21 protein-coding genes are annotated in these 15,646 nt (G+C 42.9%); 4 read left to right on the top strand and 17 right to left on the bottom strand.

Annotation, left to right across the window (positions count from 1 at the left end; genetic code table 11):
- The first annotated feature begins 139 nt into the window (after positions 1–139).
- From JI666_RS16225 to amyS, 4 genes are all read left to right on the top strand, one after another.
- A complete protein-coding gene (locus JI666_RS16225; RefSeq protein ID WP_206893742.1) occupies positions 140–1,978 on the top strand; it encodes a CocE/NonD family hydrolase in 1,839 nt (612 codons plus the stop codon).
- Positions 1,979–2,177: 199 nt separating this feature from the next.
- Positions 2,178–2,477: a hypothetical protein gene (locus tag JI666_RS16220; protein ID WP_206893740.1), complete on the top strand. Its 300-nt coding sequence runs from the start codon at positions 2,178–2,180 to the stop codon at positions 2,475–2,477.
- A gap of 36 nt (positions 2,478–2,513) precedes the next feature.
- Complete coding sequence (locus JI666_RS16215) at positions 2,514–2,900, top strand: nucleoside 2-deoxyribosyltransferase (protein ID WP_206893739.1); 387 nt, start codon at positions 2,514–2,516, stop codon at positions 2,898–2,900.
- A 241-nt stretch (positions 2,901–3,141) separates the two neighbouring features.
- Positions 3,142–4,683, top strand: a complete 1,542-nt coding sequence (gene amyS, locus JI666_RS16210; protein ID WP_349769348.1) for an alpha-amylase — start codon at positions 3,142–3,144, stop codon at positions 4,681–4,683.
- A 192-nt stretch (positions 4,684–4,875) separates the two neighbouring features.
- Here amyS and gvpU read toward each other — a convergent pair whose 3' ends face one another.
- From gvpU to JI666_RS16125, 17 genes are all read right to left on the bottom strand, one after another.
- Positions 4,876–5,268 (bottom strand): gas vesicle accessory protein GvpU, encoded by a 393-nt coding sequence (gene gvpU, locus JI666_RS16205; protein WP_206893738.1) that lies wholly within the window; start codon positions 5,266–5,268, stop codon positions 4,876–4,878.
- A 28-nt stretch (positions 5,269–5,296) separates the two neighbouring features.
- Positions 5,297–6,241, bottom strand: a complete 945-nt coding sequence (gene gvpT / locus JI666_RS16200; RefSeq protein ID WP_206893737.1) for a YtxH domain-containing protein — start codon at positions 6,239–6,241, stop codon at positions 5,297–5,299.
- An 18-nt stretch (positions 6,242–6,259) separates the two neighbouring features.
- Positions 6,260–6,586, bottom strand: coding sequence for a gas vesicle protein (gene gvpJ, locus JI666_RS16195; protein WP_206893736.1), 327 nt, complete (start codon positions 6,584–6,586; stop codon positions 6,260–6,262).
- Between the two features lie 27 nt (positions 6,587–6,613).
- On the bottom strand, positions 6,614–6,898 hold the full coding sequence (gene gvpK, locus JI666_RS16190; RefSeq protein WP_206893735.1) for a gas vesicle protein K: 285 nt from the start codon (positions 6,896–6,898) through the stop codon (positions 6,614–6,616).
- Complete coding sequence (gene gvpJ, locus JI666_RS16185) at positions 6,864–7,139, bottom strand: gas vesicle protein (protein WP_206893734.1); 276 nt, start codon at positions 7,137–7,139, stop codon at positions 6,864–6,866. Before gvpJ (JI666_RS16185) ends, gvpK begins: the two co-directional genes overlap by 35 nt.
- A 17-nt stretch (positions 7,140–7,156) precedes the next feature.
- The gene (locus JI666_RS16180; protein ID WP_206893733.1) at positions 7,157–7,966 is read right to left on the bottom strand and encodes a GvpL/GvpF family gas vesicle protein; all 810 of its coding nucleotides are present in this window, start codon (positions 7,964–7,966) and stop codon (positions 7,157–7,159) included.
- Between the two features lie 4 nt (positions 7,967–7,970).
- Positions 7,971–8,231, bottom strand: a complete 261-nt coding sequence (locus JI666_RS16175; protein WP_206893732.1) for a gas vesicle protein GvpG — start codon at positions 8,229–8,231, stop codon at positions 7,971–7,973.
- Entirely contained in the window at positions 8,228–8,998 is a 771-nt protein-coding gene (locus JI666_RS16170; RefSeq protein ID WP_206893730.1) for a GvpL/GvpF family gas vesicle protein, read from the bottom strand. Before JI666_RS16170 ends, JI666_RS16175 begins: the two co-directional genes overlap by 4 nt.
- A gap of 13 nt (positions 8,999–9,011) precedes the next feature.
- A complete protein-coding gene (gene gvpN, locus JI666_RS16165) occupies positions 9,012–9,926 on the bottom strand; it encodes a gas vesicle protein GvpN (protein ID WP_206893729.1) in 915 nt (304 codons plus the stop codon).
- Positions 9,927–9,947: 21 nt separating this feature from the next.
- Positions 9,948–10,214, bottom strand: a complete 267-nt coding sequence (gene gvpO / locus JI666_RS16160) for a gas vesicle protein GvpO (protein WP_206893727.1) — start codon at positions 10,212–10,214, stop codon at positions 9,948–9,950.
- 63 nt (positions 10,215–10,277) lie between these two features.
- Entirely contained in the window at positions 10,278–10,538 is a 261-nt protein-coding gene (gene gvpJ / locus JI666_RS16155; RefSeq protein WP_206893725.1) for a gas vesicle protein GvpJ, read from the bottom strand.
- A gap of 18 nt (positions 10,539–10,556) precedes the next feature.
- Positions 10,557–11,018 carry a gas vesicle protein GvpQ gene (gene gvpQ, locus JI666_RS16150; protein WP_206893716.1) on the bottom strand — a complete coding sequence of 154 codons (462 nt, stop codon included), beginning with the start codon at positions 11,016–11,018 and terminating at the stop codon, positions 10,557–10,559.
- Positions 11,019–11,052: 34 nt separating this feature from the next.
- Positions 11,053–11,526 (bottom strand): GvpT/GvpP family gas vesicle accessory protein, encoded by a 474-nt coding sequence (gene gvpT / locus JI666_RS16145; protein WP_286170890.1) that lies wholly within the window; start codon positions 11,524–11,526, stop codon positions 11,053–11,055.
- 37 nt (positions 11,527–11,563) lie between these two features.
- Positions 11,564–11,824: a gas vesicle protein GvpJ gene (gene gvpJ / locus JI666_RS16140; RefSeq protein ID WP_206893715.1), complete on the bottom strand. Its 261-nt coding sequence runs from the start codon at positions 11,822–11,824 to the stop codon at positions 11,564–11,566.
- A gap of 572 nt (positions 11,825–12,396) precedes the next feature.
- Complete coding sequence (locus tag JI666_RS16135) at positions 12,397–13,107, bottom strand: TspO-related membrane protein (RefSeq protein WP_524535772.1); 711 nt, start codon at positions 13,105–13,107, stop codon at positions 12,397–12,399.
- 137 nt (positions 13,108–13,244) lie between these two features.
- Complete coding sequence (gene cysC / locus JI666_RS16130) at positions 13,245–13,847, bottom strand: adenylyl-sulfate kinase (protein ID WP_206893798.1); 603 nt, start codon at positions 13,845–13,847, stop codon at positions 13,245–13,247.
- A 26-nt stretch (positions 13,848–13,873) separates the two neighbouring features.
- Positions 13,874–15,634, bottom strand: a complete 1,761-nt coding sequence (locus JI666_RS16125; RefSeq protein ID WP_206893708.1) for an SLC13 family permease — start codon at positions 15,632–15,634, stop codon at positions 13,874–13,876.
- Positions 15,635–15,646: the final 12 nt, after the last annotated feature.

The raw sequence follows: 15,646 nt of genomic DNA, 5'->3' as shown, positions 1-15,646 counted from the left end.
ACAAAAGCCATCACGCACTACTCCTCTCTACAAATTACATCCTTTGGCGTATAGTCATTAGTTACTTCACTCTATTTATTACTGCTTTAACGCTTAGTATCATTAATGAAAAGGCTTACAAAAATAGGGAGGTAATACGATGTCTTTGAAACATGTTCGGCATGGCGTATTCTTTTTCCTTATGCTAGGTATGGTGCTAGCTCCAACTCTTGTGCATGCTTCAGCAAATGAAAAAACGAAGAGCAAATCCAAAGCAACCTCAAGTGCAACAGCAGAAGCATGGGACGAGGAGGCTTACGATCGTCCTGCTGATTATTCAACCTATATCACAGAGAAAGATGTTTTTATTACGATGCAAGATGGCGTCGTTTTAGCCGCTGATGTTCATCGACCAGATGGACCAGGTCCATTTCCAGTTATATTAACGCAGACACCTTACAATAAAAATCAGGATAATAAAGAAAACCATAATGACTATTTTATTAAACGAGGCTATGCCCATGTTGTTGTTGACGTACGTGGGACAGGCTCCTCTCAAGGCGCGTGGGATTCTTTTGGTATCGCTGAGCAGAGTGATGGAAAAGAAGTAGTTGAATGGTCGGCAAAACAGCCGTGGAGTAATGGAAAAGTTGGACTGTACGGCTCATCTTATCGAGCAATCAATCAGCTACTCACTGCAGCTAAACAGCCTGAAGGATTAGAAGCCATTTTCCCAGTCGTGCCAATGGCTGACGTCTACCGTGACATTATGATGTCCGGTGGCATGGTGAATACAGGATTTATTCCGCTCTGGTTAGGGTTGGTGACAAGTAGCGGTCTCCTCCCACCAACGTATACGATGTCAGAACCGATTATGGCAAGTAGTGTTCTCATTAACCATGCAGGGCAAACAACCGGGTATCCAACGAGCACGCTTAGTTCAGCCATTACTGGTGGGGACTTTGCTTATGATGGTCCAGCTGCTCATCTACGCTCGCCAATCTACGTTGCGGATCAAATTCAAGTACCAACCTTTTTGACAGGTGGGCTACATGATCTCTTCCAAAGAGGTACGCCACTTCTTTACGAGAAACTAAAAGCTAATGGCGTTACGACGAAACTCTTAATGGGAAACTGGACGCACGGAAACTATGGCAGTGGACTGCCTGCTGATAATATTCCAACGCTAGATCAAATCGCTTTAAAATGGTTCGACACGTACTTAATGGGTAGTGATGGCACAGAAATCAATCAAATTCCTGATGTGACGCAATATGTGCTTGGTGAAGATCAGTTCCAAGTTCAGCCTAACTGGCCACATTCAGAAGCGACGGCAGAAAGGTTCTACCTTCGTTCAGGTAAGATGCTTACAAAGGATACACCTTCATCACTCGAATCTTCCTCAACGATGGTTCAGCAGCCAGCAAACGGGATTTGCTCGGGTAGCACAAATCAATGGACAGCTGGCATTCCAAGTGCGCTACCTTGTACAAAAGATAATCGTTTAACAGAAACAACAGAACTTACCTATACAACTGCACCAGTAAACAGCGACTTGCATATCTCAGGTCCAATCGCAGCGAAAGTTTATGCTAGTACGACAGCGAAAGAGTTAGTTCTTTCCGTGCGTTTGACAGACGTCGCTCCTGATGGCAGCTCAAGTGAAATAACAGCCGGCTGGCTCGCTGCATCACACCGAGCGGTCGATGAAACGAAAAGCCGTTTTCTAAATGAAGAAAACATCCAACCATGGCATCCGTTCACTAGAAATGCCGTAAAAAAAGTGACACCAAATGAAGTGATGGAATTAAACGTAGAGATCTTCCCTACCAATGTTGTTATTAAAGAAGGACACAAACTGCGTGTCGCAATCGGTCCAAGTGACTTCCCGCACGCAATGTCTCCAGTACCGCAACAACTGAACCAGCTAGGTGGAATTGCAACCATACTAAACAACAAAGAATACCCCTCTTCGATTGTTGTACCGGTTGTGAAGTAGATGAAGTTGAAGGGGGTCAGGTGCGAGCCTGACCCCCTTTAAAGACAAAACAGCCAAAAACAGGCGGAAAGTCCACAGATCGAGGACACTTCGCCTGTTTTTTTATTTTATTACCAAATAATTGAATCAAAAGCCTGCTTCGATTCGTATTGAAGATAAGAGCATGCATATGGTAAACAGGTAGGAGGGAGAGAGTAAGTTGGAGCTAATCGTAGAAATTTTCGCCTTTTTCGGTGAGGTGTTTTTTGCATTTGGTGAAGGTCCAAGTGAAGAGCGTATTGAATCAAACATAGCAGCCCTTATGGCATTTAGCTGGTATCAAGATCTTACGAAAAAACCTAAGTACGTTGAGTTAATTAGAAAGAATGCCTCGGTGCGACATGTCATCGGGAAAATGAGGATCAAGAAGATGAAAAAATCAGTCATGTATGAAGAAAGGCAAGAGCGAAGGTTGATGAAGGAGTTACATAAGCAGCTAACCGGACAGGTGCAGTCCTGACCTACTACATAAGAATAATGAAAGGAAGTAACGGACATGAAATTCTACGTCGCATCAGGTTTTCAAAACAAAGCAAACGTGCAACAGGTGAGCGAGCAATTAAAAAAGAAGGGCTACACTCAAACCTATGATTGGACCAAGAACATAAGAGCCTCAACAAAAAAGGAACTTGAGGTTATTGGAGAAAAGGAACTCAAAGCTGTAAGAAACGCAGACTTTTTGGTTGTTCTTCTTCCAGGGGGCAAGGGCACCCATATCGAAATGGGCATTGCCCTCGGACTTTCGATACCAGTCTACCTTTATTCTGAAGGCAACTTTCCTGAGGCATCAGAATCGACGACGTTCTACTATACGACGAACGTAATACGGTGCTCCGGTAGTTTATCTGATTTAGTCGATACTATTTTAGAAAAAGAGAAATAAGATGGCTATGTTATCAATTCGTACCGGTTAAACCTGTCTTCTTCTAATGAAGACAGGTATTTAAAAGATACGAGACAATGACTTTAGTTCCGAGTCTATACACCTGACAACTTATTCTTTTGCTTATTTTGAGACAAAAGTCATCCCCCGATCTGTGAAAAAAGTCGATTGAGGTGCACAAATTGCACACGTAGACTTATAAATGCAAACGCTTTCATAAACGAATCAGGGGAGGGATTTTTTGAAAAAGGGAAGAAGATTTTTATCGTTGATCGTTGCAACTGTCATGCTATTACCTATGTTTGGTCCGGGAATGACTGCTAAGGCTGCTTCAACCAATGGAACGATGATGCAGTATTTTGAGTGGTACCTTCCGAATGATGGTGCACATTGGTATCGTCTAAACAGTGACGCACAGCACCTGAAAGATATTGGGGTGACGGCTGTCTGGATTCCACCTGCTTATAAAGGGACTCAGCAGAATGATGTTGGGTACGGTGCATACGATTTGTATGATTTAGGGGAATTCAATCAAAAAGGAACAGTCCGGACGAAATATGGGACGAAGGGTCAGTTGAAAAATGCGATAACGTCGCTACATCAGAAGAATATCCAGGTCTATGGAGACGTTGTCATGAACCACAAGGGCGGGGCGGATTACACTGAGAACGTCACAGCGGTTGAAGTGAACAGCAGCAATCGTAATCAGGTTGTCTCAGGAGAATATCAAATCGAGGCGTGGACAGGTTTTAATTTTCCAGGAAGAGGCGATACATACTCAAGCTTCGATTGGAAGTGGTATCACTTTGACGGAACAGACTGGGATGAATCGCGCGATCTGAAGCGCATCTATCAGTTCAAAGGAGCAGGAAAAGCGTGGGATTGGACGGTCTCATCTGAAAATGGTAACTACGATTACCTGATGTATGCCGATCTCGACTTTGACCATCCAGAAGTCGCAAGTGAGATGAAAAAGTGGGGCACGTGGTATGCAAATGAGCTGAACCTTGATGGCTTCCGACTCGATGCGGTGAAGCATATCAAACACTCTTACCTTAGTGACTGGATTACATCCGTTCGTCAGGACACTGGAAAAGAAATGTTCACAGTAGCGGAATATTGGAAGAATGACCTTGGTGCGATTAATGACTATCTTCAAAAAACAAATTACACGCAATCCGTGTTCGATGTGCCACTTCATTACAATTTCCAACAAGCATCAACGAGCGGTGGATCGTATGATATGAGAAATCTGTTGAATGGCACGGTGATGGCTTCAAACCCAAGTAAAGCCGTGACGATTGTAGATAATCACGATTCACAGCCAGGACAAGCACTAGAGTCAACAGTGCAATCATGGTTTAAACCGCTCGCTTATGCATTTATCTTAACAAGAGGACAGGGCTATCCAAGCGTATTCTACGGTGATTATTACGGAACAAAAGGAAGCACCTCTTATGAAATACCTGCGCAACAGGCGAAGCTCGATCCATTGCTTCAAGCAAGAAAATCCTTTGCTTATGGCACCCAGCACGATTACTTAAACCACCAGGACATAATCGGTTGGACAAGAGAAGGCGACGCATCACATGCTAACTCTGGTCTTGCCACACTGATTACAGATGGACCAGGTGGTTCAAAATGGATGTACGTTGGCGTTCAAAACGCTGGCGAAACGTGGAATGACATCACAGGAAACAAATCCAATTCCGTTACAATCAATAATGACGGATGGGGAGAGTTCTTTGTCAATGGTGGCTCTGTCTCGGTTTATGTGGATTAAGAACTAAGGGGTCAGGCTCGGGCCAGACCCCACTAAAAGACAAAACCACCAAAAGTGTCCGCCTGAGGCGGACACTTTTTCGCTTTATAATCAGTACGAAACACTCATCCAAGCCTTATGCACCAAGGGTTTGATAACAAAAAGAGAGTAAGGGGGTCAGACTCGCACCTGACCCCCTTACTCCCAATCCACTTATTTCGAATCAGATATCTTCCCAAGAAAGAACCCATCCACCTCGCTAATTTTACCTCTCCAGAGAATCTTACCCTTTGAAGGGGTAGGCTTACTATCACCTAAGTAAACTTTTGTGTTTTTTAGATGGATATAATTCGTTTCAGCACCATTATTGCCTTCCAATGCCTCTCCTGCATGCGCAAATTCTTCACTCAGCTTTTCAGCAACGTCATTTCCATCGCCAATGGAGTCGCTCAGGGTATCGAAGTATTCTTTTACAGAAACGGTTGTGCCTGTAACGAGTGCACCGTTAATATTCAAAGTGATATCAAGGGAAAAGTCGTGTTTATTAGATGCTTGTGTGAAGAATTCGAGTATGTTGTCTTTATTACTGGTTGATTCAAAGCTCATTTTTCGCTTCTCCTTTCTAACAATCTACTTAAGAAGATGTGTCATCATTGCTAGATAGCGTTGTTACTTTTTCCTTTTCGTCTTCAGAATCTGTGTTTTCTTTATCTTCATCGGAATTATTGTTCTTCTTTGAAGCGTTCTTGCGAGTGGAACGACGCTTTTTCTTGTTTGTGTTCTTTGGCTCGTCTTCTTCATCGTCCTCCTCATCATCGTCATGATCCTGGTATTTTTTTAATTCACTGTTTTGCTCGTTTTCTTCTTCGTCCTCATCTTCAGCATCTTCCTGATCCTCTTCATTCTTAGGTTCAGTAGATTTCGAGCTTTGTTTCTTTTTCTTTGAAGAAGTAGCCTGTTCGTTCTCATCATCGTCCTCATCGTCGCTTTCTTCACTTACACTTGTCGTCGATTTTTTCTTCTGTTTCTTACCTCGCTTGGAGGCTGGTTGATCATCCTCATCGTCATCTTCATCATCCACTTCCATCGCTCGCGTCAGACGATCAAGCTTATCCTCAATTTGCTTAAGACGGTTCTGTAAGTCATCATTCTCCTGCTTAAGAGAATCGTAGTCTTGCTGTTGATCGTCAACTGAATCGAGTACACTCGTCTCCGAGCTTGCAGCTGTTTCAGCTTCCACTTCATTTTCATCATCAGCGTACTGTTGCTTGTCCCTTTTAAAAAGGTTCGCTGTAGACGTTTTGATTGAATCAGCTGCTTTTCTTGAGCGTTCTTTCGTTGCCTTTCCGAAGTCTTTTCCTTTGTTTTTCAGTTTCTCCTGATCAATTTTGGCAAAAAGCTTCTTCCCGTTTTCTGGAGTGGCAAGGTAACCAACCGTCGCTCCGAGAATACTCCCTGTAACGGTTCTTGTTAAAGGTCCGTTAATCCCCGACTTAGCCTGATTTTGACTATTATTCTCGTTCGTCGCTATCTTACCCTCCGTTTGATTCTCTACAGTCGTCGTGTTTTGCTCTGTCATGTTAAATCCCTCCAAATATTATTTTTCCGCCGTAGTAAGGCGGTTGGTCTCTAAACTTTTCTCAAGTGAGTTCAGCCGTTCCTGAAGCTTCTTGTTTTCTTCCTCAAGTGCTGCTGTTTTGTTATCTGCAGCTTTCGAGCTAAGGTAAGGGTCGTTTTCCCACCAGTCCATCCCGATTTCTTTCGCTTTGTCGACGGAAGCGACAATCAGGCGGATTTTAATCGTGAGAAGTTCAACGTCGGCTATGCCAACGGTAATATCGCCGGCAATGACAACGCCTTTATCGAGCACTTTTTCCAACACATCAACAATGGTATTTGATTGAACCTGATGTTCAACAGCCATCCAAACGCCTCCTCTGGCTCGGCCGAATTAAAGTAAGCTTCCTAGTGGTCCAAGATCAATATTGAGATCCTCTGCATCAAGACCAAATACATCTTTTAATTCTTCCATTTTTTCTTCGAGATTCATGAGTGCCACACCAAGGTTCTCGACCTGATCGTCTGTTAGTGTCCCACCTTCAACACGTCTCATCGCGTGTCGCTCGACAATTTGTCTTAGTAGCTCTACGACGGTTAACACCAGTTGAGCTAATCCTTGTTCTGCCTTGTCAGGGTCGAAATTAATTCGACCACTTGTCTGGTTGGCCAGTTGCATCGATTAATGCCTCCCTTTCTTGATCGAATTGATTGGAATGGATCGTATTGCGAGTCCCTTGCTTATGTTGCACAAGGGTTTCGACTGACGAAATCAAGACGCGTAGATCCAAATAGACGAGATCAACGTCTGCAATCGAAATAATTAAATCTGCTTTGATGGCCACCCCTTTATCGAGAATGACATCCAATATATCGATAAGGGCGATATCTTTGTTTTCAATTGACTCTCTAACGGTCATGGAACTCAATCCTCACTTTATGAAGTAAAACTAGAAAAATGATAAGGTGGCCATGGACCGGATACTTCAAAATCCCATCCGTTAAGACCGTACGTTTCTTCATCGAGCTTTATTTCCTCAATAAATTCTTCGACATTTGCGGAAGGGAGGAGGAAGACGCTGTTCCATGCCATTTTTTCTTTCCGTCCGGTCACGTCCTTGCTCCAGTTTTTCTTAATGCTTCCAAACAGAGATATCTTCTTTAACTTTCCATGAATCTCTTCACAGAAAAGATTCTTTTCATTCTCCAACTCCTGATTGATCAGCTCATCGATTTTCTTTTTCTCGAAAAATTGTCTACCGGGAGGCAATTGACTGATTTCCTGTCTTTTCGCTTCAATGGTAGCGTTGCTTTCGCTCACTTTTTTCTTAAGCTGTTCATCGTTGCAGTAGATTTTGAGATTCCATTCTTCGTTACCTTCTAACAACTGAAACGATTCATGCAGCTTTTCTTTATGGTTTTCAACGGTCGTGATCAAGCTGTCCGGGTTTTTGTATAACGTGCAGAACTTTAACGGAACAATTGTATACAGCTGTGCCAATTGCTGGACAGTTTCGTGATGATGAAAGGCTTTCTCCTGAAGCCATTCCATATCGTTATTGATTTTGTCGCTAATCGTTTCTTCTGAATAGGAATCAGCATCAAGTTCACTCACAAAGGCAGTGACATCACCGATTCGTAAAGGATAGATCACGCCGTCACCATCGAACCCCTTAAGAGAAGGAAGGGGAGTAGTAGTAGATTCATGACTAGGGATCAAACCGTATAAATAAAGGAGATTACTCATGTGTTCACCTTCCATCTTTTTTCGTTAATTCTTCCCATTGTTCAAGCTCGCGCCGTTTGGCGATTTCATAACGCATCAGCAATTCTTCTTCTTTTTCGGTATAAGCTTCTTCAGGAATCTCGCCAAGCTCATACATCATTTGAAGCTGAATTAATTTCTGCTGAATTGTGGGAAGATCAAACAATTCTTTATCTGCTTCTTCTTTAATTTTCTCACCGACTTTGATGACTAAATCAAAAGGCGCGGTCACCAGTTTGTGAATCATTCGCTCTCTTCAACCTTTAAGTGAATGTTCACGAAGTTGTAGGCTGGCCATGGGCCGGTGTAGCTGAAATCCACTTTGTCCTTCCATTGATCATGCGACGCGTTTACTAGCTGATCGAATTCCTCTTCCTTTTCACGATCAATGAGAAAGGCTGCATTTAATAACATTTTCTCACCGAGCGGATCATTGGTTTTCGCTGCCTCTGAAATGTCTTCTAGAGGGGAGAAAATTTCTGCCTTAATGTCACGCTGAAGGGAAGCGAAGAACTTCTGGGCCATGCCACCAAGCTGAATTCGTTCATAATAGCCAGCCGCTTGCGATTTGCCTTTAACTGATGCGGCCATTTTCTCGACTTCGGGGTTTTCATTCACCATCGTCTCAAGCCATTCTTTCTTTCCAATTACCTTAAGTCCAACCTCAATCTTGCCTTTAATATTAGGAAAAAGTTTCTCAAATTGCGGGTAGAGATTCTCGAGAAGAACTTTAACGTCATCACGTGATTTGAACGTATTCCCGAAACTGATTGGGATGACGGTATCTTTCTGATTCATAACGAAAGAGACGGCTTCCTGGTGTGTTAATAGATTCTTTTTGTTAGGATGATAGATTTTCATCGGAACCTCGGCTGCCACCATTGCTGCATCCTTATATCGAATGGTGAAAAGGTCTCTTTCCTCACCTTCAAGTTCAATCGTTCCAAAATGATCTTCTTCATTTGTCTGGATGGCACAAAAGATATAAATGCCCATTTCTTCATTTTCACTCATGCGTAGCGCTCCTTTACTCCTCGTAAACTCTCATGTTTTCACATGCATCTATAATGAATTCTTCTGCATTACTGATTGGATTCTCATCGTCAATGCATTGACTGACGGTATGTGCGAGTATATCGAGACATAGACGCTGAAATTCAGAATTCTTACCGTCTATGGGAATATCTGATTCAATAGCGAGCGTTGCAATCATAAGAGAGGCGCGCAAACTAGGACCGTCGCCGTTACAATGATCCCGCATTTGTGAGACCAGATTCGTAATGGCACGCGCTTCACTCATCACAAGGTTTGCTTTCTCTGAAACGATCAGCATTTCTCGCTCACTGTCTTTGTAATCCACATGGATTGTAATCAAGCGATCTAATAACGCATCCTGCGTTTGATATACGCCAGCATATTCGGCAGGATTGCTTGTAAAAATGACAGAAAAAGCGGGATGAACCTTAATAAAAGGTTCCGTTAACTTCGATCCATAAAGAGGAAGAATGCCTTCTTCAATAATGGAGAGAAAAAGATTATTCGTTGTAGGCTGTGACCTGGTGAACTCATCATAGACTAGCGTGTAGCCGTTTTTGACAGCTTCTAATAGCCGACCATCTCGCCACGTTTCAGTCACACTTTCATCTTTCTTATAAACAGACCTTACATACTGATCGATCACTTTTTTACTCGTATAGCCTGTGAAATCACCAATTAAATCCTTGTTATTTAATTCGTGATTACCATGCATCAGCATAACCGGTCGCTTCCTTTTCTTCGCTAAAGCAAGAGCAAGAGAGGTTTTACCGGCCCCAGAAGGACCAATGAAATGGACAGGATAACCTGATTTCAAATATTTAAGAGAGCGAGAGAGCAACTCCTTCGTTTCCTTATCCTGTATTAGCTCACGAGAGTTCTTGATCCTATTCGTTAAGACCGTCACGTCAGATACCTCCTGCTCTTCCTACATTTCCTGTCCAATGGCACTTCTGTATCGAATATCTTTTCTTGAGAAGGACGTTACTTCTTTCTCCTTATTTAGAAGAACTTCATACGTTCCGAGCATTTCATCTTTGGCATATTTCTTCATATATTCTTTTTCTTCGATAACCTCTGCAATGACTCTCCAGCCTTCGTTTTCATTGACTTCAACCGAAGTAATCTTATGGAGAGGGGCGATATGATTATTGAAAAAATCGGCTACATTCGTCATGATTTCTTTAATTTCCATCGTGTCCTCCTGATTAAATAGGGGAGATGACCACAGGGGCCACTCCGCTATCTACTTTTTAACTTAAATACTGAACTGAGCACTTCGTTCATTCTTCTGATTCGCAAGGCCTTCTTCCTGAACGTCGTCACGAAGTAGTCCAACTGCCTCCGCATAGCGTAACCACGTATCCACACTTGCGATAACCACCCGTGCTTCAATGGTTAGAATTTCAATACCGACAACCGATACGCGAGCAAACGCGTCAATGACAATCCCCTTATCAAGAATGCGGTCAATCACCTCTGCAAGGCTTGAACTATCTGAACTTTTTTGAATAGCCATGTTCATTCTCCTTTCGTATTAAGAAGTCATGCTCTTAATGTCTTTAGATGATTTGATATTTTCAGAACTTTTTATTTCAGTAGAGCTCTTAATGTTCATAGAACTCTTTAGATTGGTCGCACTTTTGATACTTCCAACACCTTTGATTTTGTTTCGACTCTTATTGGATGAAGAAACTTGTTCTTGGAACGCTTCTCCGGCCTCTTTCGCATTGCCTAGTTTTTCACGAACCAATAGAAGGACGTCTTGTACTTTCTCTTTGGCATCTTCTGCTTTCGAATGAACCTTATCAGCATTTTCTTCCTTTGTTTGCTCTAATTTCTCAGCAGCATCGGTAACTTTCGTTTGAATGCCTTCTTGGACATTGTCCTGAAAATCATCGACAACTTTTTCTTTCACTTTTTCCTTCACCTTATCTTTCACAGGTTCAGGTGCATGTTCCATTACTTTTTTGGCGATTTTCTTGCCCGGATTACTCATCCAATGCCTCCTTTAGGGAAGGGAAAGACGTCGCTTACTTTGAATCCACAAGACTCGATAACATGTTCTCAATGCGATCAAGTCGCTCATTTAAGTTTTTATTCTCTTCCTTAATTTCTTCAATTTCTTCGTTCGATTGGGAAGAAGGTTGTTCCGTTTCCTCGCTTTTCTTTCTTGGTGATAAACGACCTTCGTACTTGCTCATGTATCCTGTCGCTGTTTGCCTTAACGTAATAAGAGCTTGTTCCGTAATGAATTCCTGAGCCGTTCTTCTAATCTCCTGGCCAGCGTTTCGAACCGCTTCCGACTTGCCGATGCTATCAACAACCTTCTTGCTCGCACCAGGACTCGATAATAAACCGATCCCTGCACCAACCACGCCACCAAGAATGGCGTAATTAACAGAAGGTCGTTCGCCGTTGTCTCCCTGAGTTTGTTGTTCGCCTTCCGCTGGTTGCGAAAGGATTTTGCTGTTTGTGTTTTTATCTTCGTTTTCAGTCATGGTCATGATTCACCCTCGTCTCTTTTAAAATGTAGAACTTTCTTTAAATGCTGAATTGTGGTGATCGCTCATTTTCCTGTTTCGCTAGACCTTCTTCCTCAACCTCATCACGAAGAAGTCCAACAGCCTCGGCATAACGTAACCACGTATCCACACTTGCAATAACCACCCGAGCTTCAATGGTTAGAATCTCAATCCCAACAAGAGAAACTCTTGCAAAGGCGTCAATGACGATGCCTTTATCTAAAATGCGATCAATCACTTCCGCAAGACTTGAGCTATCTGAACTTTTTTGAATACTCATCCTTTCACTCCAATCTGTTCATTTGTTCATGAATGTGTGTTCTAAGCCTTTTGACCCGTTTTTTCTCAGTTGCTTGGGCTGTGAATTAAACGGAATATACCTTGTTCTATAACCGCTCAAACCACCTCAAAATCAAAATTGGAAGAAAGAAGCATTTATTATCCATCTTTTAAAGAGAGGGGATCACTTTTGTAATAAAACTTTCCTTATAACACCTGGGTTTAAGCAAGAAATGGGACGTGCATAATGTCAAATATTACGAATTCTTTACAAGTGAAAGTGAATTCATTTGATAAATTCCATTCATGCCTGGATATAGTAAATAAGGCTCTATGGTGGGGGTCGAAGCTAAAAAAGAGGGGAGGAGTAGTCTTCTTTTCTTTAAGTGGGGTCAGGCTCGGGCCTGACCCCACTAAAAGACAAAAACACAAAAAGTGTCCACCTCAGGCGGACACTTTTTCTCATTCTCATCTGTTGTTTATGCTCTTTAAAACCTTATGTAGCAATGGTTTGATGGTTAAAGCAGTAAGAGGGGGGTCAGGCTCGCACCTGACCCCCGCCGCTTCACAGCATCAAACCGTCTCCGCACGCATTCTTCTCCCACGAATTTCCCGATATACCTTCCATATAATAAACACGCCGATCCCAATCATAACGATGCTAAGCGTATACGTAACCTGCACTGGTTTATCATCTTTCACAAAAATACCGAAGTATCCCCAAAGAAAGACGAACGGATAAATTAAATCATCATTATAAAGACTAAAGTAAACGGCAAGACCGCCGCCGATGATGAGCATAATAATCGTCCAGGCAAGTTCATTCAATCCAAAGATCAAATCAACGCCGTTTGCATTTGCGACGATAAAGGTATCAACAATCGTCGCAATCGAAGTCCAGGCGAGATAGAAAGAGAAGGGAATAATAAAGAAAGAAGAGCGTTCAGGATTTTGAGTGATTAACGCGTAAAGAACGGAAAGCGTAATTAACGAACCAGCGATAAAGAGCAGTGAAGCCGTTGTACCAACAAGCACTGAAGTACCTGAAAGCAGCATGCTTAGTGAAAATAAAAACGAGATTTTCTTATACAACTCTTGATCACATTCATCTGCCGTAAACTGCCGAACGAGTGAGATCAGTATCAACAGATAGATTAAAAACCAGATGGAGAACGTAAATCCAGCAGGCGCGAAAATGACATCATCGCTTCCTCCCATATCACTAGCAAAAACGAGCGATGAGATAAGCAAATAGACGAATGCGGCTATATTCACAAGCTTCATAATCAAGATGAATTCCTCCTTAAAAAGTCTACTTACAGATAAGTTACCCTTATTGTTCGCATTCTATTAAGAAAGAATAAAGAAGAAGGGGGTCAGACAGGGGTCTGACCCCCTTCTAATGACCCCCTCCTAAAGTCCTACTCCAAATACCCATTCACCTTCAAATATCCTACAATAGCGTCCACCGCTTCCTCCACCGTTTGCTTCTCTGTATCAACCACAAGCTCGGGAGATACAGGTGCTTCATATGGGGAGTCAACTCCAGTAAACTGACTGATTTCCCCTTTGCGTACTTTCTCATAAAGTCCTTTCGGATCGCGCTTTTCGCATGCTTCTAGACTTGCTTTGACGTAAATTTCTACAAATTCGCCAGCAGGGAATAGGGATCTCACCATATCTCGATCACGCTTAAAAGGGGAGATAAAAGCCGTCAACGTTACCATTCCTGCGTCCACAAATAAGCGCGACACTTCTCCAATTCTTCTGATGTTTTCAATCCGGTCATGATCCGCAAAACCGAGGTCGCTGTTTAATCCATGCCTTACATTATCTCCATCTAGTCGATACGTGTGAACGCCTAAACCGTATAGCACTTTTTCAAGCTCAACTGAGATCGTTGATTTCCCTGAACCGGATAGTCCGGTGAACCAGAGCACAACACCTTTGTGCTTCTTTAATGCTTCTCGATCACTTTTCATTACTTTTCCTTCATGCCACGTTAAGTTATTATCCTCCAACAGTTAACACCTCCTACTGATCACAATCCTTAGAACCAGAAGACCCGAACAATAACGACGGTTACGACCATAACGAGTAAAGTCAATGGAAAACCGATTTTAATAAAATCTTTAAAACGATACCCACCGGCGCCGTACACAATCAGGTTTGTTTGATACCCAATCGGCGTCATGAAGCTTGACGATGCAGCGATGGCAACAATAATCGCGAGCGGGATGAGATCAATTTGCATCGTTTTTCCGACTTCCACCACAATCGGAAACATGAGAACCGCAGCTGCACTGTTCGTCATCATCTCAGTGAAAATGTTTGTCAGAATATAGACGCAGAGAAGCACAGCGAAAAGGCCGAGCGGGCTAGATAAGGCCATTAGAGCGTGGGCAATTGACGTGGCAACGCCTGAATTCGTTAGCGCCATTCCGATTCCAAACGAGCAGGCAATCATCAAAAGCACATGCCATTGAATAAGACTTTGAACTTCACTAGGCGAAACGAATTTGAATAGAAAGAGGAGCAGCGTTGTGATCGCCATCGCCGTAAACATCGACAAGAAACCGACCGTCACAAGCCCAATCATGACAGCAAGCAGCGCAATCGCTAACCAGCCTTTCTGCATTTGTTTAGGCGTAATTAACTTCTCTTCAAGTAACGTAATCGAATAAAAGTCAGCGGAACGTTTCTTTTTACTAAATTCGTCTCCCGCAATCATCAAGAGAACGTCGCCTGGCTTCAGAATAATGTCTCCGATTTTTGCTTTCAATCGATCGTGCTGCCGGTGCACAGCGATAACCGCCGCTTGATGCTGGCTTCTGAAATCTGTGTCTTTTATTTTCTTAAAAAGAAGCGACGAATGATGCGTGACAACCGCTTCAACAAGTCGGTGATCTTCTGGAAAATGAGTACCACCGCTGCTCTGGAGCTCAAGCCCTTTCACACGCTGAAGCTCCGTAATCGTTGAAATTTCTCCAGTAAAAAGGAGAAGGTCATCTTCATGCAAAATGGTTGTGCTTGAGACCGGGGCAATCGTTTCTCCCTCACGTAAAATACTAACAAGATAAACGCCTTTTAAACTTCGAAGTTTCGCTTCTCTTACCGTTTGATTTAAATAAGGAAAATCACGCGTAACGAGAACCTCTCCTGTAAATTCTCTTAACGTCTCTGACTCAGTGATGGAGCTCACGTTGCGATCTGGCAATAACGCTGAGCTACAGAAAATCAAATAACCAAGCCCGATCAGTGTAATCGGAATCCCGACCGCGCTAAGCTGGAAGAAAGAGAACCCGCTATGTCCGTTTTCTAATAAAAGTCCGTGAACAACGAGGTTCGTTGACGTTCCGATCAGCGTGATTGTTCCGCCGAGAATGGTAGCGTAGGAAAGGGGAATCAGAAATTTAGATGGAGAAATCCCTTTTTCCTCACACCATTTCTTTACCATTGGCGTAGCTGCCATCACGATCGGCGTATTGTTCACAAAGGCAGAAATAAGCGAGATCGGAGGGAGTAGCTTCGCCATAATATGATGATTGGAAGAGGCTCCTTTAAGTAATCGTTGAAGTGCGCGATCGACGATACCGCTTTTTTGAATGGTGCCGGCCACGATAAACAACAACGCAATCGTCAGCATCCCTTCATTCGAAAAGCCTGACATCGCCTCTGCCGGTGTTACGATGCCTGTCACCATGAAAATCATAAGCGTTGAAGCAAGAATGACTTCTGGACGCTCTATTTCGCAAAGCAATCCGACTAACATCAAAATCATTGTCATTGATACAAAATAGAACTCAATCATTGTAGATGCACC

The sequence above is a fragment of the Bacillus sp. NTK071 genome (assembly GCF_017303315.1).
Classification (GTDB): domain Bacteria; phylum Bacillota; class Bacilli; order Bacillales; family Guptibacillaceae; genus Guptibacillus.
Note: the sequence above shows the minus strand (reverse complement) of the source record. Positions and strands in the feature narration are given on the sequence as shown.